Below are 21,169 nucleotides of genomic sequence, written 5' to 3' on the forward strand. Positions count from 1 at the left end.
TCTATCTCGTCGCGCTCACTCAGCCGAACCGGATACCGGTGCGGCGTCGGGAGCGTCCTCGGGCTCGGGTGCGGCATCGCTGCGGATGTCGATCCGCCACCCGGTCAGGCGGGCGGCGAGGCGCGCGTTCTGCCCCTCCTTGCCGATGGCCAGGGAGAGCTGGAAGTCCGGCACCACGACCCGCGCGGTCTTCGCGCGCTCGTCCACGACCTGCACGGAGATGACCTTGGCGGGCGAGAGCGCGTTGCCCACGAAGGTCGCCGCGTCCTCGGAGTAGTCGATGATGTCGATCTTCTCGCCGGCCAGTTCGCTCATCACGTTGCGCACGCGCGCGCCGACCGGGCCGATGCACGCGCCCTTGGCGTTCACGCCGGCCACGGTGGACCGGACCGCGATCTTCGACCTGTGACCGGCTTCACGGGCCACCGCGGGGATCTCCACGGTGCCGTCGGCGATCTCGGGCACCTCCAGGGCGAAGAGCCGGCGCACGAGGTTGGGGTGCGTGCGGGACAACGTGATCTGCGGGCCGCGCGCGCCGCGGGTCACGCCGACGACGTAGCACTTGATCCGCGTGCCGTGCTCGTAGCGCTCGCCGGGCACCTGCTCGGCGGCGGGCAGTACGCCCTCGGTGTCGCCGACCTGGACCACGACCATGCCGCGGGCGTTGGCCCGCGCGTCGCGCTGGACGACCCCGGCGACGATCTCGCCCTCCTTGGCGGAGAACTCACCGAAGGTCTTCTCGTGCTCGGCGTCGCGCAGCCGCTGCAGGATGACCTGGCGCGCGGTGGTCGCGGCGATCCGGCCGAAACCCTCCGGCGTGTCGTCCCACTCCTCGTCGACCTCGCCCTCGGCGCCGAGGGAGAACGCGATCACCCGGACCAGGCCGGTGCGCCGGTCGATGTCGATGCGCGCGTGCGGCTGGTGGCCCTCGGTGTGCTTGTACGCGGTGAGCAAGGCCGTCTCGATGGCCTCCAGCACCGTCTCGAACGGGATGTCCTTGTCGCGCTCGATGGCGCGCAACGCCGCGATGTCGACGTTCACCTCGACCCCTCCCGCTCAGCCTGCTCCAGCAGCGCCGTCTCGGCGGCGGGCGGCTGCTTGAACTCGATCTCCACCACTGCCTTGGCCACGTCGGCGTAGGCAAGCTCGTGCAACGCGCCGTCGACCAGCACCTGCACCGAGCCGTCGGGCTCGGGGTCGGCGGCGCCGACCCGGACGGTCAACTCCGTGTCGTCCGTTTTGCGGACCTTCACCAGGCGGAGCCTGGCACGCCGCCAATGCCGCGGCATGGTCAGCGGCCGGTCCACGCCGGGCGAGGTCACCTCGAGGGTGTACGGCCCACCCAGCAGGTGGTCGTGCTCGTCGAGCACACCGGACACCGCGCGGCTGATCTGGGCGACCTCGTCCAGCCCCACGCCGTCCTCGCCGTCCACGACGACCTTCACCAGGCGTCGCCTGCCCGCCTGTTGCACGTCGAGCGTCTCCAGTTCGAATCCCGCGGCGCCCACCGCGTCGGCCACGACCGACCGCAGCGCCTCCGCCGGCGCTGGCTTGCGGTCACCTTGCTCCTTGTCGGGCACCTCGGCCGCTCCCTGTCTGCTCCATGCGTGCATGTCCGATCCCCGGTCGGCGCACTCTTCACCGATCGTGGTTGCCAAGCGTATCTCGTCACGGCCGATGGGCTCGGCGGACGCGATCACCTGCTCGGCGCCGCGCCTGGCAGGATGACGGACCGTGACGCGTTATGCGAGCGGGTTCAGCAGGCGAGCGGTGCTCCGCGCGGGGCTGCGTGTGAGCCTGGGCGCCCTGGTCGCCGTGCCGCTGACCGCCGTGGCCGGGTGCACGAGCGATCCCGGGCAGAAGGCCCCGGACCCGCTGGAACCACTGGCCAGGCAGGCTCGCCAGGACGCCGCGGACGCCAACGCCATCGCCGCCGCGCTGCCCGACCTGGCCGGGCCGGCGACCGCGATCGCCAAGGGCCGCACCGAGCACGCGACCGCGTTGCAGGCCGAGATCGACCGGCTCAACCCGCCGCCGTCGGGGCAGAAGCCGCCCGCGGCCGCGCCGGCGGCAGCACCGAAGTCCACGTCGGCGGCGAAGAAGAAGCTGCAGGCGGCCATGACCAAGGGCCGGCAACAAGCCGCTGCGCTGGTGGCGTCGGTGCCACGCAACCGGGCCGGGCTGCTCGGGTCCGTGTCGGCGGGCTGCGCGAGCTTGCACGAGGTGATCAGCTGATGCAGACCGAGCCGGGCGGCGCCGCGCTGCCGCAGGAGACCGTGGACGCCCTGCAGCAGGCGTTGTCCGCCGAACACGCCGCTGTGTGGGTGTACGGGCTGGTGAGCGCGTTCCTGCCGGATTCCTACGACAAGGCCGTGGACAAGGGCATGTCCGCGCACCGCGACCGCCGGGACGCGACCGAGCGGCTGCTGGCCGCGGCCGCGGTCACCCCGATCACGCCGGAACCGGCCTACACGACGCCGAAACCGGTCACCGACAAGGAATCCGCGGTCGCCGTGCTGGTCGTGGCCGAGGACGACGCGACCGTCGCCTGGCGGGCCGTGCTCGACCGGGCCGACGACCCGGGCGTGCGGCAGGCGGCGCTGGACTCGCTGACCGAGGCCGCCGTGCGCGGCACGCACTGGCGCCAGGACGCGGGCACCGAGCCCGCCGCCGTCCCGATGCCCGGCCAGCCGCAGGCCTGACACGGCCCAGCCGCAGCGGCTAGTTCAGACCCTGGCCCAGGCGCAGGGCGTCCGCGCAGATGTCGTCGAGCACCGGCTCGTCCTTGTCGGACGCGTCGGTGCTGAAGTCGGCCTCGATGATGATCAGCTTCGCGTCGACCCGCTGTGAGGCGTAGCCGCCGTGGGCGTCGAGCCTCGTCAGACCCGGCACGGTCGCCTTGCCGTCCAGGAGCAGGTCCTTGACGTTGCCGGTGCCGTCGGCCTTGGTCAGGTTCTCCAGCGCGGTCGCGTCTTGGGCGCTGGCCATCTGCACCGACGACACCGACGCGTAGGCGGTGCGCCCGTCGGCCGTGGTCACGGTGAAGAGCTGGCGGGTCAGGCCGTGGCACTGGTGGGCCTGCAGGAACTCCTGCACCTTGCCCTTCGAGTGCTCGACGCAGTTGCTGTCGCGCACCGGCTGGGGCAGTTGCGGGGCCGCCACGAAGTTGTACTTGCCCTGCTTGGCGGGCTGATCGGCCTGCTGGGACGGCGCCGGCTTGTTGTCGTTGGTGATGTAGTACCAGACGAGCCCGGAGATCACCGCGACCGCGACGAGACCGAGCGCGCGCAAGGTCCAGACCAGGACCGGCGAGCCCGCGAACAACCCCATCGGCTGGCCGGGCGGGGGATCCGCCTGGTAGTCGAACGCCGGCAGCTGAGTGGTTTCCTCCAGCTCAGGGCGGTATGACGGGTAGCCGGGACGGCCGGCTGGCGGCTGCCCCGCGTATGGCCCCGGTCTGCCGGGATACCTCGGATCCGACACGGTGGGTCACCGTAACCGGTATCCCCCGGTCGTGTCATGGCCGGGCACCCAATGCGGTCAACACGAGGTCGACGTCGCTCTGGTCGGAGTAGAGGTGGAAGGCCAACCGGACGCGGCCCGCCCGCATGCTGTGCGCTACCCCCGCCGCGCGCAGGGCCGGTCCCGCGTCGGGCCGGTCCAGCGAGACGATCGCGGACCCGCGGGGCGCCTCGCCGAGCGCGGCGAGCAGGCCGTCGGCCAGGCCGACGCAGTGGTCGCGGACGGCGGCCAGGTCGAGCGAGGCCAGCCAGGGCACCGAAACCGCGGCGCCGACGTGGGCCAGCCAGATCGGCGACGTGTCGAGGCGGCGGGCGTCGCCCGCGAGGCGCAACGGCAAGCCGTAGACGGTGTCCCAGGGGTCCTCGCCCGCGTACCAGTTGGCGTGCAGCGCCCGGGTCGCGCCGGCCTGGCGTTCGGCCAGCCAGGCGACCCCACGCGGGGCGAGCAGCCACTTGTAGGCCGAGCCGACCACCCAGTCCGCCCAGCCGAGGTCCAGCGGCAGCCAGCCGGCCGCCTGCGTCACGTCGAGCAGCACGGGCGTGCCTGCGGCGCGCAAGGCATCGAGGTCGGCGATCGCCCCGTCCGCGGACTGCACCACGCTCACCGCGACCAGGTCGTGCTCGCGGGCGGCGTCGGCCAGCTCCTCGTCGGGCACCTCGGTGACCGTGACGCCCCGCTCGGCGTGCGCCGCGAACGGGAAGCTCACGCTGGTGAACTCGCGGCGCACGGTCAGCACCCTGGTCCCGTCCGGCACCGAACCGGCGACCAGGCCGGCCAGCTGCGACACGGTCGCGCCGATCGCCACCGACTCGGCCGGCACGCCGACCAGCTGCGCCCACGCGGCCCGAGCCTTGGTCACGTCGACGTCGAAGTCGGGCGGCGACGTGGCGCCCCGCCGCCACGCGTCGACGGACTCGGCGACCGCCCGGCCCGCGGACTCGGACGGCACCCCGATCGAGGCGGTGTTCAGGTACCCGGCAGGAACTGCGAACGACTCTCCGAAGGCTTCACGCACGCCTTCGACACTACGGTGGAGGCGTGCAGACCGAGGAGATCGAAATCCGCACCGGCGACCGGGAGCAGGTCGCGGACCTGACCCGGCAGTGCCAGGCGTTCCTGAACGACACGGGCGCCACGGACGGGTTGTTGCACGTCTGGGTGCCGCACGCGACCGCAGGCCTCGCGATCATCGAGACCGGGTCCGGCAGCGACGACGACCTGTTGCGTGCCTTGCGCGACGTCCTGCCCGCGAATCACAACTGGCAGCACAAGCACGGCCACCACGGGCACGGCCGCGACCACGTGCTGCCCGCGTTCCTGCCGCCGTACGCGACGATCCCGGTGCTCGGCGGCGAGCTGGCGCTGGGCACGTGGCAGTCGATCTGCCTCGTGGACACCAACACCGACAACCCCGTGCGCAAGGTCCGGCTGAGCTTTCTCACCGGCTGAACGTGTCGGTGGCCCGTGCCACCATGGCCTGGTGACGGCACACCGCACCCTCGTCCTCTGGGACGTCGACCTGACCCTGGTCGACTTCACCGGCACCGGCCGCGACTGGTACGGCGTCGCGCTGGCCAAGGCGCACGGCATCGAACTGCGGCACATGCCGAGCTTCCCCGGCCGCACCGAGCTCGCGATCACCCGCGAGCTGTTGCGCGTGCACGGCCACGACACCGGCGACGACCACGTCGCCAAGGTGTTCGCCGAGCTGATCGCCGCCGCCAACGCCGACGTGACGCTGGCCGAGCGCGGTCGCGCGCTGCCCGGCGTCGAGACCCTGCTCGCGGAGCTCGCCAACCGCGACGACGTGGTGCAGTCCCTCGTCACGGGCAACCTCGTGGAGCTCGCCGAGTGCAAGCTCAGCCCCTTCGGGCTCGACAAGCACATCGACTTCGGCATCGGCGGCTACGGCTCGCTCTCCGAGCACCGCCACGACCTGGTGGCCGACGCGATCGCCCGCGCGGAACGCAAGCACGGCGGGCCGTTCCCGGTCGACCGGGTGGTCGTCGTCGGTGACACCCCGCGTGACGTGGCGGGCGCGTTGCACCACGGCGCCGTCGCGATCGCCGTGGCCACCGGCCGCAGCAGCGCGCGGGAACTGGCCGATTCCGGGGCGCACGCGGTGCTGCCGGACCTCGCCGACCTGGACCTGGCCCTGGACGCGTTGCTGGCAACGCGGGCCTAATGCCGGGTTTCCGGCTCACGACGACGCATGGCCAGATAAATTCTCGGGCATGAGTACACCCGGGGGATATGGCGGGTACGGCCAGGACCCCAACCAGCAGTACGACCCGCTGACCGGTCAGCCGCTGCCCCACCCCGGTCACCCCGCGCCCGACAGCGGCGGTTTCCCGAACCCCGCGCAGACGGCCGCCTATCCCACGGGCCCCGACACGGGGGGCTACCAGGGCCTCGGTCAATACCCCCAGGGCCAATATCCCCAGGGCCAATATCCACAGACCAGCGCGTTCCCGAACAACTTCCCCACCGGCGGCTTCCAGCAGTTGCCGCCACCCAAGCCCAAGCGCACCGGGCTGATCGTCGGCATCATCGCGGCGGTCGTCGTGGTCGCGGTGGGCGCGACTCTCGCAGTTGTGCTGCTCAACAAGAAGGGCGACGACCAGGCGGGCGGCGGCAACCCGACGACCACGACCACCACGACGAGCGCCCCGCACACCTCGGCGAGCAGCGGAACGCTCACGGCGCCGCCCAGCAGCGGTGGCAGCAACACCCCGCAGGTCCCGGGCTGGCAGACGGTGAGCGTGCCCAACGAGCACGTGCAGTTCGACGTGCCGCCGGACTGGAAGATCGAGTCGGGCAGCAACACCACGGTCACCATCCCGAACTCGCGGGCGGTCATGGAAGGCGTCGCGACGTTCAAGACCGGTGCGTGCCCGGGCAGCCCGACGTCGTTCCGCGCCAAGATCGGCGTCGGCCCCGAGTCGAGCGACGACCCGGCCAAGGCCGCGAAGGCGGTGGCGACGACCTGGGCGAACGGGCTGGCCGCGGCCTACGGCGGCAAGACGGCGGTGCCGACGAGCAGCCCGCAGAAGGTCAACAACGCCAGGACCGACGCCACGCTCGCGGTCGTGCGCATCACCACCAAGAAGGACTCGTGCAACCCGCCGGCGATGCTGGTCGCCGTCGTGTCCTTCAAGAGCGGCTCGGGGACGGAGTCGGTGATCCTCTTCGGCGACCAGGAGGTGCCGGACGCGATCACCACCGACCTCGCCGCCCAGGTCCTCGTCACCGCCCGGCCCACGCAGTGACGGGCTCCTTCGACCCGGTCAGCGGACGGCCGACCGGGTCCGCGAGCACGGAACCGTCCCGGCGCGGCACGTCCTTGCCGACCGGCTCCACGCCGGGCAAGCGCCCGGCCAGGACCGCGCGGCGCGACAAGCGCGACTCCAAGGGCGGCGGCGGGACGTGGCTCGTGGTCGTCGGGCTCGTCGTCGGGCTCGGGCTGATCGGTGTGGCCCTGATCCCCCACGGCACCAACGGTTCCGAGGCGGCTGCCGCACCCACCACCACCACTGAGACGACTGCGGCCACGCCCACGACCACAACGACATCGACCACCACGACCACAACCACAACAAAGGCGCCGGCGGGCCAGTGGCAGGCCGTTCCCGTGCGGGGCAACCTCGAGTACGAGGTGCCACCGGACTGGACGCTCGTGCCGCAGGTCGCCATCACCTACGGGTCTTCGGAGTACGCGGACTACTCGGTCCTGCGCTACGGCGCCACGTACACGACGACGGCCTGCACGACGTGGCCGGTGGCCGCCGGGATCTACCTCGACGAGTCGGCCGGCCCGTCGGCTGCCCAGGCCAGCAAGTACGCCAAAGGGCTGGCCACCGTCGCGTTCGGCCGACCGTTCGGGGACATCCCGACCATGACGGTGACCTCGTCACGCCACCTCGATGGTGACGGCTGGTTGGGCCGCGAGATCGTCGTGCACGTGGTGCCGACCACCGCGGACTGCGACCTGAGCGCAGGCGTGGTCGTCTTGCTCGCCCTGTCCACCGACGACCAGCCCGGCCGAACGGTCATGATCGCCGCGTACTCGGGCACGGATTCGCCGGACGGCCCGCAGGGCGCGGACGAGGCCACGCTGCGCAAGATCGTGGAAAGCGTCAGCGTGGCCTCGTAGCTCAGCCGCGGACGATCTCGGTGAGGCGGGCGACCGCCTCATCCACCGGCACCTCGACGCGCTCGCCGCTGGCCCGGTCCTTGACCTCGACGACGCCGTTGGCCAGCCCGCGCCCGACGACGACGATCGTCGGCACGCCGACGAGTTCGGCGTCGGCGAACTTCACGCCCGGCGACGCGGCCCGGTCGTCGAACAGCACGTCGAGCCCGGCCGCGGACAGCTCCTCGGCCAGCTTCTCGCCGCCCGCCTTGATCTCCTCGGCCGCGTTCTTGCCGCCCGCGACCACCAGGTGCACGTCGAACGGCGACACCGCGCGGGGCCACACGAGGCCGTGCTCGTCGAAGCTCTGCTCGGCGATGCACGCCACGAGCCGGGACACGCCGATGCCGTAGGACCCCATGGTGATCCGGATCGGCTTGCCGTCGGCGCCCAGCGCGTCGAGTTCGAAGGCGTTGGCGTACTTGCGGCCCAGCTGGAAGATGTGGCCGATCTCGATGCCGCGCGCGGCGACCAGCGTGCCCTTGCCGTCGGGCGAGGGGTCGCCCTCGCGCACCTCGGCGGCCTCGATCGTGCCGTCCGGGGTGAAGTCGCGGCCGGCGACGAGGTCGATGACGTGGTGGTCGGCCTTGTCCGCGCCGGTCACCCACGCCGTGCCGGTGACCACGCGGGGGTCGACCAGATAGCGAACCTTGTTGTCCAGCAACGCCTTCGGGCCGATGTAGCCCTTGACGAGGTAGGGGTGCTTGGCGAAGTCGGCCTCTTCGAGGATGGCCACCTCGGCGGGGTCGAGCGCCGCTTCAAGCCGCTTGAAATCGACCTCACGGTCGCCGGGCAGGCCGACGGCCAGGAGTTCCCACTCCTGCGTACCGGGCTGGCGGACCTTGAGCATGACGTTCTTCAGCGTGTCCGCCGCGGTGAACGTGCGGCCCAGGTTCGCCGCGTTCAGGAAGTCCACAAGGGACTCGATGGTGGGCGTGCCCGGCGTGTGGTGCACCTGCGCGTCGGGCAGCCCGTCGACCGAGCGCGCGGGCGGCGAGGTGGTGGTCACGGCCTCGACGTTGGCCGCGTAGCCGGACTCCGTGCTGCGCACGAACGTGTCCTCACCGGTCTCGGCCTCGGCGAGGAACTCCTCCGACGCCGACCCGCCCATGGCGCCCGACATCGCGGACACGATCACGTACTTCAGGCCCAGCCGGTCGAAGATCTTGATGTAGGCGTCGCGGTGCTTCTGGTAGGACTGCGAGAGCCCCTCGTCGTCCAGGTCGAACGAGTAGCTGTCCTTCATCAGGAACTCGCGCCCGCGCAGGATGCCCGCGCGGGGCCGCGCCTCGTCGCGGTACTTGGTCTGGATCTGGTAGAGGATGACCGGGTAGTCCTTGTACGAGGTGTACTCACCCTTCACGGTCAGGGTGAAGATCTCCTCGTGCGTGGGGCCGAGCAGGTAGTCGGCGCCCTTGCGGTCCTTGAGCCGGAAGATGTTGGGGCCGTACTCGGTCCACCGGTTCGTGGCCTCGTAGGGATCGCGGGGCAGCAGCGCGGGCAGCTGGATCTCCTGCGCGCCCATCGCGTCCATCTCCTCGCGCACCACCTGCTCGATCTTGCGCAGCACGCGCAGGCCCAGCGGCAGCCACGAATAACCACCCGGGGCGACGCGGCGGACATAGCCTGCGCGCACCAGCAACTTGTGGCTGGGCACCTCGGCGTCCGCCGGATCCTCACGCAGCGTGCGCAGGAACAACGACGACATCCTGGTGATCACGGTGGCTCTCCTCGATCGGATCCGCCGGTGGTGGCGGTGCCTGGCAGCGTAGTGAACGGCGTCACGACCACTCCACCCGGTTACCGCTGGTCAGGTTTTGTCGGTGGGCTGGTTTAGCGTCCGCGCCATGACGACTCCGACGATGACAATGGTGACGGTCACGATCGACTGCGCCGACCCGCGCGCGCTCGTCGAGTTCTGGACCAAGGCGCTCGACTACGAGGTCAAGGCCGACATGGACGGTTTCTTCGTGCTGCTCGGCCCGAAGGAGGGCACGGGGACCGGAATCGGGCTGCAGAAGGTCGAGGAACCCAAGGCGGGCAAGAACCGCGTGCACATCGACTTCAGCACCGAGGACCGCAAGGCGGAGGTGGCGCGCCTGGTCGGGCTCGGCGCCAAGGAGCAGGAGGAGCACGCGGTTCCCGGGCTCACGTGGACGGTGCTGACCGATCCCGTGGGCAACGAGTTCTGCGTGGGCTCGACCAACGGCTGAGGGGGCTCACCGCTCAGGCCGTTTCCCGTAACTGGTCCAGCGGCTCGTCACGCCGAACCCGACCCGTTCGTAGACCCCGAGCGCGCCGGTCGCGTTGTCCGCGTCCACGGACAGCGCGGCCCGCTCGAACCCGGCCGCCCGCGCCGCGCGCATCGCGTGGACCAGCAACGCGGTGGCCAACCCCTTGCCCCGCAAGGATTTGCGCGTGCCGACATGCGGGATCCACAACTCCTTCACGCCGCTCTGCTCGTGATCGGCGGGGAAGTAGTGGGAGATCACGAACGCGGCGATCTCCCCCGCTTGGTCGTGGAGCAGGAACGACAGGTCCGGCCGGGCCGCGTGACCGTGCGTGGTGTGGTGCCAGGCCGCCGCGGTGGCGTCCGCGTGTCCCCAGTGCTCGGCGAAGAACTCGTTGAACGCCACCCGCACCGGCTCGTCGTCCACCGGGTACGGCACGAGGCGCACACCGTCCGGCACCGGCACCGCCGCCGGCTCGTCGGTCAGCTCGCGGCGCATGTCGAAGAACCACCGCTGCGGCGCATAACCGGCCGCGGCCAGCATCACGGCTTTGCCCGGGTTCCCGTCGTGGCACAACACGGTCAGCACCAGCGGCAGACCGGGCACCGTCGCGGCGTGCCGCGCGTGGCCGAGCCGCTCCAGCTCGGTGAGCAGCCTGTGGCCGAGACCCGCCCGCCGCGCGTCCGGGTGCACGACACCGTCGAGGCTGACCCGGTGCGGGCCGCGCGCGCCCGGCTCGATCCAGGCGACCCCGCCGGCGACCAACTCGTCACCGCGGAACACGCCGACCGAGCCGGTGGCCAGGTCCATCCGCGCCGAGTGCGCCAGTTCGGCGAAGTCGTCGGCGTCGGCGTGCTCGCCGGTCCGGTCGACCGCCTCGGCCGCCTGGACCAGGCGAACCCACTCCTTTGCGTCGGCCTCCGTGAGCGGTCGCCACTGCTCGGTCACGCCGTTTTCCCGTAGACCGTCCAGCGGGTCGACACGGTGAACCCGATGCGCTCGTACACGCCGAGCGCGCCGGTCGGGTTGCCGGTGTCCACGTCCAGCCCGGCCCGCTCGAAGCCGGCGGCCCGCGCCCGTCGCAGCGTGTGGGTCAGCAATGCCGTGGCCAACCCCTTGCCCCGCAACGACTTGCGCGTGCCGACATCGGCGATCCACAGCTCCTTCACGCCGGTCTGCGCGTGATCGGCCGGGTAGTGGTCCGAGAGCACCAGCGCCGCGATCTCCCCCGCGTCGTCGTGGAGCAGGAAGGACAGGTCGGGGCGGTAGGCATGCCCGGTGGTGATCTCCTTCCAGGTCTCTGGCGTGAAGTCCTGGTGGCCCCAGTGCTCGGCGAAGAACTCGTTGAGCGCCACCCGCACCGGCTCGTCGTCCTCCGGGTACGGCCTGAGGTGCAAGCCGTCCGGCACCGGTACCTCGGCCAGATCGCCGGTGAGGTCGCAGCGCATGTCGAAGAACCACCGGCGTGGCTCGTAGCCCGCGGCGCTCAGCATCACGGCCATGCCCGCGTTCGCGTCGTGGCACGGCGCGGTCAGCTCGAGCGGCAACCCCGGCGCGATCGCGGCGTGCCGTTCCCGGCCCAGCCGTTCCAGCTCGGCGAGCAACCGGGCGCCGAGGCCGGTGCGCCGCGCGTCCGGGTGCACGACGCCGTCGAGGCTGACCCGGTGGCTGCCCCGCGCCCCCGGCTGCGTCCACACCACGCCACTGGCGATCAGCCGGTCCCCGCGGAAGACACCCACCGACCCGGTGGCCAGGTCGGCGCGCGTCGCGGTCGCCAGCTCGGCGAAGTCGTCGGCGTCGAGGTTCTCGCCGGTCCGGTCCACGGCCTCGGCCGCCTGGACCAGCCGGACCCACTCGTTCGCGTCCGTCTCCGTGAGCGGGCGCCACACATCGGTCATAGCGGGCGAAGCTACGCCGGGAGAACCGCCACAACGACCGAATTACGCTGCCGCTACCCTCGCCGTTCGTGCTGGTGTTGCTGCCTCCGTCGGAGACCAAGGCGTCCGGCGGGCGCGGCCGACCGCTGGACCTGACCACGCTCGGCCACCCGGAGCTGAACCCGGTGCGCGAGCGGCTGCTGAGCGCGTTGACCGACCTCGCGGGCGACGTGCCCGCCAGCCTCGAAGTGCTCGGGCTCTCCGAGCGGCAGAAGGACGAGGTCGCGCGCAACGCCGAACTGCGCACCGCGCCGACGACGCCCGCGCTGCGCCGCTACACCGGCGTGCTCTACGAGGCACTGGACGTGCCGTCGTTCACCCGCGCCACGATGGCCAAGGCGGCCAGGCGGCTGGTGGTCGCGTCCGCGTTGTTCGGGCTGGTGCGGGCCACCGACTCGATTCCCGCGTACCGGCTCTCCGGCGACACGGTGCTGCCGGGCGTCGGCAGCCTGCGCACCGCGTGGAAGCCGTCCCTGCCCGACGCCCTCGCCGCGGTCGACGACCTGGTGGTGGACCTGCGCTCGGGCAGCTACGCGGCGCTCGCGACCGTGCCCGGCGCGGTCTCGGTCCGGGTGGTCACCGAGGTCGCCCCCGGCAAGCGGGTCGTCGTCAGCCACTTCAACAAGGCGGCGAAGGGCAGGCTCGCGGGCGCCCTCGCCGCCACCCGCCGCGAACCGGCCACCGTCGACGCGCTCGCCAAGACGATCAACGCCGCGGGCTTCACCGTCGACCAGGCCGGCCCGCGCATGCTGGAAATCCTCACCGACCACCTGGGACGCTGACCGATGGCCACCGAGTTCGCCGAACTGCGCGGCCACGACGCCTACTCGCTGCTGGGCGTGGCGCCGGACGCGTCGTCGGAGCAGATCCAGCGCAGCTACCGCCGGCTGATGAAGGGCGTGCACCCCGACCTGAACGCCGGCGACGACGACGTGACCAGCCACGCCGCGTTGCTCAACGCCGCGCGCCAGGTGCTGCTCACCCGGAGGGCCGCCTACGACGAGTTCCGTCGTCGTCCGGTCGCCCCGCCCGTGGCCGAGCCGCCGCCGGAACCGGTACCCGCACCGGTGCGCGAACCGGAGACGTTCCCCTACGCCGCGCGGCCACCCCGTCGCCGGCCCGCGCCCCCGCGGTGGTCGTCGCCGCGCCGGGTGACACCGCCCCGGCGCAGACCCCGCCGCCGGATCCGCGTGGTGCCGCTCGTGCTGGCGGTGCTCGCCATCGCCGCCGCGATCACGTTCTTCGTCCGCAACGCCGAGGACCAGCCGGAGCCGACACCGAGCGCGGCCGTGCCGGCGAAGCTCGCCGGCACGTGGAAGGGCACGCTCAAGAGCCCGGCCGACAAGGGTTTCCAGGTCGAGCTGACCCTGACCGCGGGCAAGACCAACGGCAAGGTCCACTACGCCACGGGCGAGGGCTGCGACGGCGCCGCGGTGCCGACCACGACGTGGAAGCAGGCGCTCGTGTTCGACACCGCCTTCGACCAGGACGGCTGCGACCTGGGCAACCTGTACGTCACGTCGGTGTCCTCGACCAAGGTGGCGGTCGAACTGCACGAGCAGGACAAGACGCTGACCGGCACGCTCACGAAGTCCTGAGACCGCTCCCGATAAATCAGTTGCGCGACGACGCGTCGGTTGTGGATGCTTGCCCGCGTCGAACGAGCCGGGCTTTCCGGCGGAAGTGAGGAGGTGCGTTGTGCCTAAGACCGTCCCTGTGGGCGCGGCACCGACCCGTCCGCTCGCCCCGCACGCGCGCTGAGCCGCTGACGCCGCGCCGGTGGGGCGCTTTCCCAGCACCTAGGAGAACCCCACCGTGCAAGAGCACGATTTCGACGCGTACCTCGATTTCGAAGACCAGGCCGAACGATCCGCGCCACGGCGGCGCAGGCGTGCCCGTGCGCGCATCGACGACGAACTCCAGCCGACCCGCTCCGGGCGCCTCACCGAGGCCGAACGCGAGCGGCTCGCCCGCGTCCGCGACGACGCGGAAGCCGCTCCGGAGCTGCCACCGGGCGCGGCCCGCTGGTCCACGTGGGACGGCGCCGAGCACGGCCCGCGACCGCGGCCCGACTGGGTGATCACCGCGCTCGCCGCGGCCGACACCGAGCTCGGGATCCTCAAGACCGGCAAGGAAGCCGACGTCTACCTGCTGGAGCGGGCGATCCCGGGCCAGCCGGGGTGCCTGCTCGCGGCCAAGCGCTACCGCGCGGGCGAGCACCGCATGTTCCACCGTGACGCCGGTTACCTGGAAGGCAGGCGGATGCGCCGCTCGCGTGAGATGCGCGCGATCGCCAACCGCACGTCGTTCGGCCGCAACCTGATCGCCGAGCAGTGGGCGGTGGCGGAGTTCAACGCGCTGTCCCGGCTGTGGACCATCGGCGCTCCGGTGCCCTACCCCGTGCAACGGGAAGGCACCGAGTTGCTGATGGAGTACCTCGGCACCGAGGACGGTGACGCGGCCCCGCGCCTGGCCCAGCAACGCCCGGAGCCCGACGAACTGGTCGCCCTGTGGCACCAGCTCACCGCGGCGCTGGAGCTGATGGCCATCGAGGGCCTCACCCACGGCGACCTCTCGGCGTTCAACGTGCTGGTGCAGGACGGTCAGCTGATGCTGATCGACCTGCCGCAGGTGGTCGACGTGGTGGCCAACCCGCGGGGCGTGGAGTACCTGCGGCGCGACGTGCGCAACATCACCGAGTGGTTCGTCGCCCGTGGCCTGCCAGCCCACCTCGCCGACGAAGAGCTGCTCGTGGAGGAGCTCTTGGCGGCGGCGGGCGCGAGGTGATCTCCGAGTCCGGTAGACTCGATGTCGCATCGTGAGTCCATCCTGCTCGGACGGACATCGTCCCGCCGGAACCCGATGCCCCCGAGAAAGATTTGACGGCGTCACCGTGGCGCCGGGCTCGTCCGCGTGATTGTGCGCCACCGTCAGGGTGGTCTCTCCGCCAGACGTGCCAATGCGGAGAGGAAACACTTGTCGTACGCACAAACCTCGGCCTCGCACGCTCGCAAGCCGCGCCACCGCGCGTCGGGCAAGGGCAGGTACACCCCTGCCGCCCGGCGTCCGGTGGAGCAGTCGCGAGGGGGCTGGGCCGAGGAGCAGCTCACCCCGGCACCGACCACGAACCTGCCGAGCTTCGCCGAGCTCGGCCTGTCCGCCCCGCTGATGCGGGCGCTCACCGAGGCCGGGATCACCGAACCCTTCCCCATCCAGGCAGCGACCCTGCCCGACGCGCTCGCCGGCCGTGACGTGCTCGGCCGCGCGCAGACCGGCTCCGGCAAGACGCTGGCCTTCGGCCTCGCGCTGCTGGCCCGCCTCGCCGACGGCACCCCGAAGCCCAAGCACCCGCGCGGCCTGATCCTGGTTCCCACCAGGGAGCTGGCCATGCAGGTCAGCGACGTGCTGATGCCGCTGGCCAAGGCCATGGGCCTCTGGTGCCGCACCGCCGTCGGCGGCATGTCCTTCCCCCGCCAGGCCGAGGCGCTCAAGCGGGGCGTGGACCTGCTGATCGCCACGCCGGGCCGGCTGTCCGACCACGTCCGCCAGGGCACCTGCGACCTGTCCGAGGTCGCGTTCACGGCCATCGACGAGGCCGACCAGATGGCCGACATGGGCTTCCTGCCCCAGGTCCGGGCCATCATGGACCTCGTCGACCCGAACGGTCAGCGGATGCTCTTCTCGGCCACGCTGGACGGCGACGTCGACCAGCTGATCCGTGCGTACCTGCACGACCCGGTCGCCCACTCGGTGTCCCCGGCGACCGCGAGCATCGACACCATGGAGCACCACGTGCTGCTGGTGTCCAATGCGGACAAGCAGGCCGTCGTGACCGAGATGGCCGCCCGCGAGGGCCGAACCATCCTGTTCGTCCGCACCAAGCACCACGTGGACCGGCTGACCGAGAAGCTGCGGGCCGCAGGCGTTAACGCCGGCGCCCTGCACGGCGGCAAGACCCAAGGTGCCCGCACCCGCGTGCTGGCCGACTTCAAGGAAGGCCGCATCCCGGTGCTCGTGGCCACCGACGTCGCCGCTCGCGGCATCCACGTCGACAACGTGAGCCTCGTCGTGCACGTCGACCCGCCGGCCGACCCGAAGGACTACCTGCACCGCGCCGGTCGCACGGCACGCGCGGGCGAGTCGGGCACCGTGGTGACGGTCGTGACCTACGACCAGCGCCGCACCGTCCGGCGGCTGACCGACCAGGCGGGCGTCCGCCCGGAGAACACGAAGGTCCACCCGGGCCACGTCGAGCTGGCCCGGATCACCGGTGCCCGCGAGCCCAGCGGCATCCCGGTGGTCGACCAGCCGCGACCCGCCGCCGCCCGCCGGCCGTCGGGTCCCGGCCGCGGCTTCCGCCGCGAAGGCGGCCGTGACCACGCCCGTGGCCGCGAGCGCAACCGCGACAACAGCCGTGACCGCGACCGCGGCCGTGAGTGGGGCCGCACCGGCTCCGACCACGGCCGGGGTGAGGTCCGCGGTGTCCGCCGCGGCCGCGCCTACCAGGGCTGAGCCACACACACGAAAGGCCGTCGGGTCCACTGGACCCGGCGGCCTTTCGCCTTGTCCGGGGGTTGTCCACAGGCAGCCACTTGTCCACAGATCGGCTCACCACCCCACCCAGCCCACCAACCCCGATAAATTGGACAGCGGGGGTGCCCCCAGAGAAGGGCGGGGGCTGCGCACGCTGTTTTCTTTGCGCGCCAAGGGTTTTCGCGGGTGGGCGTTCGCGCGTGGGGCTTTGCGCATAGGCTTTTGGCTCAGTGCGGCTGGGCCAGCAGCTCCCCGGCAAGCCCCGCGACCGGTCCCACGACGATCACCGCGGGCGGCCGGATTCCTTCCGCCACAACGTCTTCGGCCACGCGATCCAACCGCGACACCAGGCTCCGCTGGTTGCGCGTGGTGCCCTCCTGCACCACGGCGACCGGCGTGTCCGCGGCTCGCCCGCCGGCCATCAACACCGTGGCGAACTCCGCGATCCGCTCCACCCCCATCATGATCACGATGGTCCCGCGCAGCCGCCCCAGTGCTTCCCAGTCCACAAGAGACGATTCCGCGCCCGGCGACACGTGGCCGGACACCACAACGACTTCGTGCGTCACGCCCCGGTGCGTGACCGGCACCTGCGCCGCGCCGGGCGCCGCGAACGCGCTGGTCACCCCCGGCACCACCGTGACCGGCACCCCGGCGGCGACACAGGCGGCCAGCTCCTCGAACCCCCGCCCGAACACGTAGGGATCCCCGCCCTTCAACCGCACCACGAACCGGCCGGCCCTGGCGTGTTCGATCAGCGTCGCGTTGATGGCGTCCTGCGAAGCCGCGCGCCCGTAGGGGATCTTGGCCGCGTCGACCACGGTCACGTGCGGGCCCAGTTCGTCGAGCAACTCCCGCGGCGCCAGCCGATCGGCCACGACGACGTCCGCGAGCCCCAGCAACCGCCGCCCGCGCACGGTGATCAGTTCGGCATCCCCCGGCCCGCCGCCGACCAGCGCGACGCCCGTGGGTTTGGTCTCCCCGGCCACGCCGCCGACCCGCAGCGACTCCAGCAACCCGTCGCGCACGGCCGCCGACCGCCGCGGCTGCCCGCCCGACAACACACCCACGAGCAACCCGTCGTGCGAGCCCACGGCCGGAGTCACCGCGGTGCCCCGAGTCCCGGCATCGGCCCGCACGCAGAAGATCCGCTCCCGCTCGGCGTCGGCCACCACGGCCGCGTTCACGTTCGGGTCGGAGGTGCACGCCACCGCGTACCAAGCCCCGGACAGGTCACCGGAGGTGTAGGGCCGCTCGTGCCAGACGATCTCCCCGGCGTCGACCATGGCCTGCACCGAGGGCGTCACGTGCAACGACACCACTTCGACGCGGGCGCCGGAGGACACCAGCCGAGGCAACCGCCGTTGCGCGACCGAGCCACCGCCGACGACGACGACGCGGCGCCCGGCCAGGTCCAGCCCGACGAGGTAGTGCTGCTCTGAAGCCATGCGGACAAGCATGGCACGACACGGGAAACGGCCGGGCGGGTCCGATGTGGACCAGCCCGGCCGCGCCGTCGTTCAGCCGTTCAGCGATTCAGTTGTTCAGCGGTTCAGGAACCGATCTGCGCCTGGATGTCCGAGGCGTAGGTGGCGACCCGGGTGTAGACGCCCGGGAAGTTCGGCTCCGCGCAACCCTGGCCCCACGACACGATGCCGGCCAGCTTGCCGTCGATCACCAGCGGACCACCGGAGTCGCCCTGGCACGAGTCCTTGCCGCCCTCCGGCAGACCCGCGCAGACCATGGCGTCCGCGTTGTACTCCTGGTAGGCGCTCTGGCAGGTGGCGTCCGAGGTGATCGGCACGTCGACCTGGTTCAGGGTGTCCGAGGTGGAGCCGCCGCCCTCGCTGGTCAGGCCCCAACCGAGCACCGTGGAGTTGGTGCCCTCGGCGTACGCGGCGGCGTCGGTGTTGATGGCGATCGGCGTTTCGCTGAGGTTGGTGGACAGCGTCAGCACCGAGACGTCGGACCCGACGGTGGCGTCCTGGTAGTCCGGGTGCACCCAGATGTTGCTGACCGCGGAGGTCTCGCCGCCGCCGCCGGAGAGCGACGTGCGGCCCGCGACCACCACGATGTCCGACGGCGAGGTGCCGACGGTGCAGTGGGCGGCGGTGACCACCTTGTTGGCGGCGACGAGGGTGCCGCCGCAGAACTGGAACCCGTCCGGCTGCGTCAGCGCCACGGTGAACGGGAAGTCCTCGATGTTCGCCGGCTGCCCACCGACGATCTTCGGCGACGCCGTCGGCGCGGCCTGGGAGACGGTCACGACGGTCACGACGGCTGCTGCCGCGACGCCGATGACCGCTCCGATCTTGCTGAGGCGGCGCAGGGATCCCGCCATATGAACTCCTTCAATCCGGCCCGGTGGTCACCGGGCGCCCCGACATGCTCACTTATGGCTACAGACGCCGCTCACCAGCCACAACGGCCAAAGGGATTGGTCCGAACGGGTGAAACTGTCGGTGAATTTCGGGCTCACCTGCGAAAACAGAGAACGGGAAGCAAGCCTTAAGCGGGAAAAAGATTCCCAAACCGGGCGTGGACACCGGTCGTTGTCGATCTTGGATTTCATTCCGCCGGGCGACGCCGACAACCCAGAACGGCGGACACAGCCCGGCCGACCGAGGCAGCCGGCAGCGTCAGCGCTTGGCGGTCTTGCGGCGCTTGGTCGTGCGCCGGGCCGTGGTCGTGCGGACGGGCTTGGGCTCCGGCTCCTTGGCGCGTTGCACGGGCTCCGGCGCGCGCGGGGCCACGCGGGTCCGGCTCGGCCGCACCGCCGTGCCGATCAGGAACAGCGCCGAGCGCCAGACCTTGTGCTGCTTCACCGTGGCGGGCAGGTCACGCAACGTCGTGCGCACGACCGTCATCTCCCGGTCGGTGCCCTGGTAGGCCAGGGCGACCGGGGTGTCCTCGGGCAGGCCGCCCGCGGTGAGCGCGGCGACCAGGTCGTCGGCGCGGGCGGCGGGGGCGTGCACGGCGAGCGTGCTGGACTTCGTGGCGAGGTCCTTGACCCTCGTCAGGTCCTGGCCGGAGACCACCACCGTGTCCGCGTGGGCGGGCTCGACGAGCGCGACGCCGAGCGACGCGGCCACCGCCGACTCCTGCGACACGCCGGGCACGACCTCGACGTCGATGCCGAGCCGGGTGCAGGTCTCGCGCTGCGCCCGCAGCTCCGGCCACGCCGCCGGGTCGCCGGGGTGCAGGCGCACCACGGCGAGCTTGTCGCGCACCGCCCGGCGCAGCACGTCCAGCACGTCCTCACCGGCGGGCACACCGAGGTCGATCAGCTCGGCCTCGTCCTTGGTTTGGGTGCGCAGCCACGAAAGCGGGGCCGCCGCAGGCGTGTAGAGCACGATGTCGGCGGCGGCGATGCGGCGGGCGGCTCGGACGGTGATCAGGTCGTCCGCGCCGGGACCGGCGCCCACGATGGTGAGGCTTGCGGGCATTGCCTGACCGTATCGCTCCCGGCTCCGCGGGTCGGCAAGTGGGGCTCGACCGCGCGGTGTCAGACTCGGACGCGTGACTGCCGACTCCGCCCAACCCGGTGACCGGGTCTTCGACTGGCTGGACCGCCGCGCCGAGGACCGGCGCAAGGCGGGGCTGACCCGCAGGCTGACGCCCCGGCGGGCCGACGCCGATCACCTGGACCTGGCCGGCAACGACTACCTCGGCCTGGCCCGGGACAAGCGGGTCGCCGGTGCGGCCGCCGCGGCCGCGCTGCGCTGGGGTTCGGGGTCGACCGGGTCGCGGTTGGTCACCGGCAGCACGGAGTTGCACGCGGAGCTCGAGTTCGAGCTGGCCAAGTTCTGCGGCGCGCAGGCCGCGCTGGTGTTCTCCAGCGGGTTCGCCGCGAACCTCGGCGCGGTCACGGCCTTGGCCGGGGACGGCGCCATCGTGTCCGACGCCTACATCCACGCCTCGCTGATCGACGGCTGCCGGCTCTCCCGCGCCAACGTCGCCGTCGCCGGTCACGCCGACCCGGTGGCGATCAAGCACGCGCTCGCCACCCGCCGCACCGAGCAGGCCCTCGTGGTCACCGACTCGGTGTTCTCCGTGGACGGTGATCTCGCCCCGTTGCCCGCGCTCGCGCAAGCGTGCCGCGCGCACGACGCGGGCCTGCTCATCGACGACGCGCACGGCTTCGGTGTCCTCGGCGAGGGTGGCCGCGGTGCCGTGGCCGACGCCGGGCTGATCGGCGACCCGGACGTGGTGACCACGGTGACGTTGTCGAAAGCCCTTGGCGCACAAGGCGGAGCGGTGCTCGGCCCGCGCCGGGTGATCCGGCACCTGGTCGAGTCGGCGCGCTCGTTCATCTTCGACACCGGGCTGGCCCCGGCGAGCGCCGCGGCCGCACTGGCGGCATTGCACGTGCTGGCCGACGAACCGGAGCGGCCGCAACGGGTGCGCGAGGTGGCGACCACGCTGTCGCAGCGGCTCAAGGACGCGGGGCTGACCGTCAGCACGCCCGACGCCGCGGTGATCTCGGTGCGGGCGCCGTCGCCGGAGGCCGCCGTCGAGTGGGCCGGCCAGTGCCGCGCGGCCGGCGTGTGGGTGGGCTGCTTCCGGCCGCCGTCGGTGCCGGACAAGGTGTCGCGCCTGAGGATCACCGTGCGCGCCGATCTCACCGATGGCGAGGTCGACCGAGCCGTCTCGGTGATCACGCAGCACGCGCCCCGCTAGGCAGCGCGTCGATAGGCCTGGCGCGGCCCGGCGCGGCCCGTCCGAGACCGGCCGAGACCGGCCGTTCGGTGCCG

22 protein-coding genes are annotated in these 21,169 nt (G+C 72.1%); 12 read left to right on the top strand and 10 right to left on the bottom strand.

Annotated elements, in window-relative coordinates; all coding sequences use genetic code 11:
• Positions 1-15 precede the first annotated feature (15 nt).
• Together nusA and rimP are read right to left on the bottom strand one after the other, a co-directional pair.
• Complete coding sequence (gene nusA, locus EV186_RS18240; RefSeq protein ID WP_133850531.1) at positions 16-1,041, bottom strand: transcription termination factor NusA; 1,026 nt, start codon at positions 1,039-1,041, stop codon at positions 16-18.
• Positions 1,038-1,580, bottom strand: a complete 543-nt coding sequence (gene rimP / locus EV186_RS18245; protein ID WP_243754127.1) for a ribosome maturation factor RimP — start codon at positions 1,578-1,580, stop codon at positions 1,038-1,040. Before rimP ends, nusA begins: the two co-directional genes overlap by 4 nt.
• Before the next feature lie 154 nt (positions 1,581-1,734).
• Here rimP and EV186_RS40030 point away from each other — a divergent pair, with 154 nt between their 5' ends.
• Both EV186_RS40030 and EV186_RS40035 read left to right on the top strand, forming a co-directional pair.
• Positions 1,735-2,235, top strand: coding sequence for a hypothetical protein (locus tag EV186_RS40030; RefSeq protein WP_243754128.1), 501 nt, complete (start codon positions 1,735-1,737; stop codon positions 2,233-2,235).
• Complete coding sequence (locus EV186_RS40035) at positions 2,235-2,702, top strand: ferritin-like domain-containing protein (RefSeq protein ID WP_243754129.1); 468 nt, start codon at positions 2,235-2,237, stop codon at positions 2,700-2,702. The genes EV186_RS40030 and EV186_RS40035 overlap by 1 nt, the downstream gene beginning before the upstream one ends.
• Positions 2,703-2,721: 19 nt before the next feature.
• Here EV186_RS40035 and EV186_RS18255 read toward each other — a convergent pair whose 3' ends face one another.
• Both EV186_RS18255 and EV186_RS18260 read right to left on the bottom strand, forming a co-directional pair.
• On the bottom strand, positions 2,722-3,483 hold the full coding sequence (locus EV186_RS18255; protein ID WP_133850532.1) for a hypothetical protein: 762 nt from the start codon (positions 3,481-3,483) through the stop codon (positions 2,722-2,724).
• 34 nt (positions 3,484-3,517) lie between these two features.
• On the bottom strand, positions 3,518-4,537 hold the full coding sequence (locus EV186_RS18260) for an aminotransferase class V-fold PLP-dependent enzyme (RefSeq protein ID WP_133850533.1): 1,020 nt from the start codon (positions 4,535-4,537) through the stop codon (positions 3,518-3,520).
• A gap of 23 nt (positions 4,538-4,560) precedes the next feature.
• Here EV186_RS18260 and EV186_RS18265 point away from each other — a divergent pair, with 23 nt between their 5' ends.
• The 4 genes from EV186_RS18265 to EV186_RS18280 are packed head-to-tail and all read left to right on the top strand — an operon-like array spanning position 4,561 to position 7,675.
• On the top strand, positions 4,561-4,971 hold the full coding sequence (locus EV186_RS18265) for a secondary thiamine-phosphate synthase enzyme YjbQ (protein WP_133850534.1): 411 nt from the start codon (positions 4,561-4,563) through the stop codon (positions 4,969-4,971).
• 31 nt (positions 4,972-5,002) lie between these two features.
• Complete coding sequence (locus EV186_RS18270; protein WP_133850535.1) at positions 5,003-5,707, top strand: HAD hydrolase-like protein; 705 nt, start codon at positions 5,003-5,005, stop codon at positions 5,705-5,707.
• A gap of 49 nt (positions 5,708-5,756) precedes the next feature.
• A complete protein-coding gene (locus EV186_RS18275) occupies positions 5,757-6,791 on the top strand; it encodes a DUF8017 domain-containing protein (protein WP_133850536.1) in 1,035 nt (344 codons plus the stop codon).
• On the top strand, positions 6,788-7,675 hold the full coding sequence (locus tag EV186_RS18280; protein WP_133850537.1) for a DUF8017 domain-containing protein: 888 nt from the start codon (positions 6,788-6,790) through the stop codon (positions 7,673-7,675). The genes EV186_RS18275 and EV186_RS18280 overlap by 4 nt, the downstream gene beginning before the upstream one ends.
• A 1-nt stretch (position 7,676) precedes the next feature.
• Here EV186_RS18280 and EV186_RS18285 read toward each other — a convergent pair whose 3' ends face one another.
• Positions 7,677-9,434: a proline--tRNA ligase gene (locus EV186_RS18285; RefSeq protein ID WP_133850538.1), complete on the bottom strand. Its 1,758-nt coding sequence runs from the start codon at positions 9,432-9,434 to the stop codon at positions 7,677-7,679.
• 127 nt (positions 9,435-9,561) lie between these two features.
• Between EV186_RS18285 and EV186_RS18290 the strand changes: the two genes are divergently transcribed.
• Positions 9,562-9,927, top strand: a complete 366-nt coding sequence (locus EV186_RS18290) for a VOC family protein (RefSeq protein WP_243754130.1) — start codon at positions 9,562-9,564, stop codon at positions 9,925-9,927.
• Positions 9,928-9,933: 6 nt separating this feature from the next.
• Here the strand turns inward: EV186_RS18290 and EV186_RS18295 are convergent, their stop codons facing one another.
• Complete coding sequence (locus tag EV186_RS18295) at positions 9,934-10,893, bottom strand: GNAT family N-acetyltransferase (RefSeq protein WP_133850539.1); 960 nt, start codon at positions 10,891-10,893, stop codon at positions 9,934-9,936.
• Positions 10,890-11,843, bottom strand: a complete 954-nt coding sequence (locus EV186_RS18300; protein WP_133850540.1) for a GNAT family N-acetyltransferase — start codon at positions 11,841-11,843, stop codon at positions 10,890-10,892. The genes EV186_RS18295 and EV186_RS18300 overlap by 4 nt, the downstream gene beginning before the upstream one ends.
• A gap of 68 nt (positions 11,844-11,911) precedes the next feature.
• Between EV186_RS18300 and yaaA the strand changes: the two genes are divergently transcribed.
• The 4 genes from yaaA (at position 11,912) to EV186_RS18320 (ending at position 16,394) form a co-directional block, all read left to right on the top strand.
• Entirely contained in the window at positions 11,912-12,664 is a 753-nt protein-coding gene (yaaA, locus tag EV186_RS18305; RefSeq protein WP_133850541.1) for a peroxide stress protein YaaA, read from the top strand.
• Positions 12,665-12,667: 3 nt separating this feature from the next.
• On the top strand, positions 12,668-13,480 hold the full coding sequence (locus EV186_RS18310; RefSeq protein WP_133850542.1) for a J domain-containing protein: 813 nt from the start codon (positions 12,668-12,670) through the stop codon (positions 13,478-13,480).
• A gap of 217 nt (positions 13,481-13,697) precedes the next feature.
• Complete coding sequence (locus tag EV186_RS18315) at positions 13,698-14,669, top strand: serine protein kinase RIO (protein WP_133850543.1); 972 nt, start codon at positions 13,698-13,700, stop codon at positions 14,667-14,669.
• A 342-nt stretch (positions 14,670-15,011) separates the two neighbouring features.
• Positions 15,012-16,394, top strand: coding sequence for a DEAD/DEAH box helicase (locus tag EV186_RS18320; RefSeq protein ID WP_243754203.1), 1,383 nt, complete (start codon positions 15,012-15,014; stop codon positions 16,392-16,394).
• 248 nt (positions 16,395-16,642) lie between these two features.
• Here the strand turns inward: EV186_RS18320 and cobA are convergent, their stop codons facing one another.
• From cobA to EV186_RS18335, 3 genes are all read right to left on the bottom strand, one after another.
• Positions 16,643-17,863, bottom strand: a complete 1,221-nt coding sequence (gene cobA, locus EV186_RS18325) for a uroporphyrinogen-III C-methyltransferase (protein WP_133850544.1) — start codon at positions 17,861-17,863, stop codon at positions 16,643-16,645.
• A 104-nt stretch (positions 17,864-17,967) separates the two neighbouring features.
• Positions 17,968-18,756: a S1 family peptidase gene (locus EV186_RS18330; protein WP_133850545.1), complete on the bottom strand. Its 789-nt coding sequence runs from the start codon at positions 18,754-18,756 to the stop codon at positions 17,968-17,970.
• 298 nt (positions 18,757-19,054) lie between these two features.
• Positions 19,055-19,861 carry an SAM-dependent methyltransferase gene (locus EV186_RS18335; RefSeq protein ID WP_133850546.1) on the bottom strand — a complete coding sequence of 269 codons (807 nt, stop codon included), beginning with the start codon at positions 19,859-19,861 and terminating at the stop codon, positions 19,055-19,057.
• 73 nt (positions 19,862-19,934) lie between these two features.
• Between EV186_RS18335 and EV186_RS18340 the strand changes: the two genes are divergently transcribed.
• Positions 19,935-21,095, top strand: a complete 1,161-nt coding sequence (locus tag EV186_RS18340; RefSeq protein ID WP_133850547.1) for an 8-amino-7-oxononanoate synthase — start codon at positions 19,935-19,937, stop codon at positions 21,093-21,095.
• Positions 21,096-21,169: the final 74 nt, after the last annotated feature.

Source organism: Labedaea rhizosphaerae, from assembly GCF_004362825.1.
In the GTDB taxonomy this organism is placed as follows: domain Bacteria; phylum Actinomycetota; class Actinomycetes; order Mycobacteriales; family Pseudonocardiaceae; genus Labedaea; species Labedaea rhizosphaerae.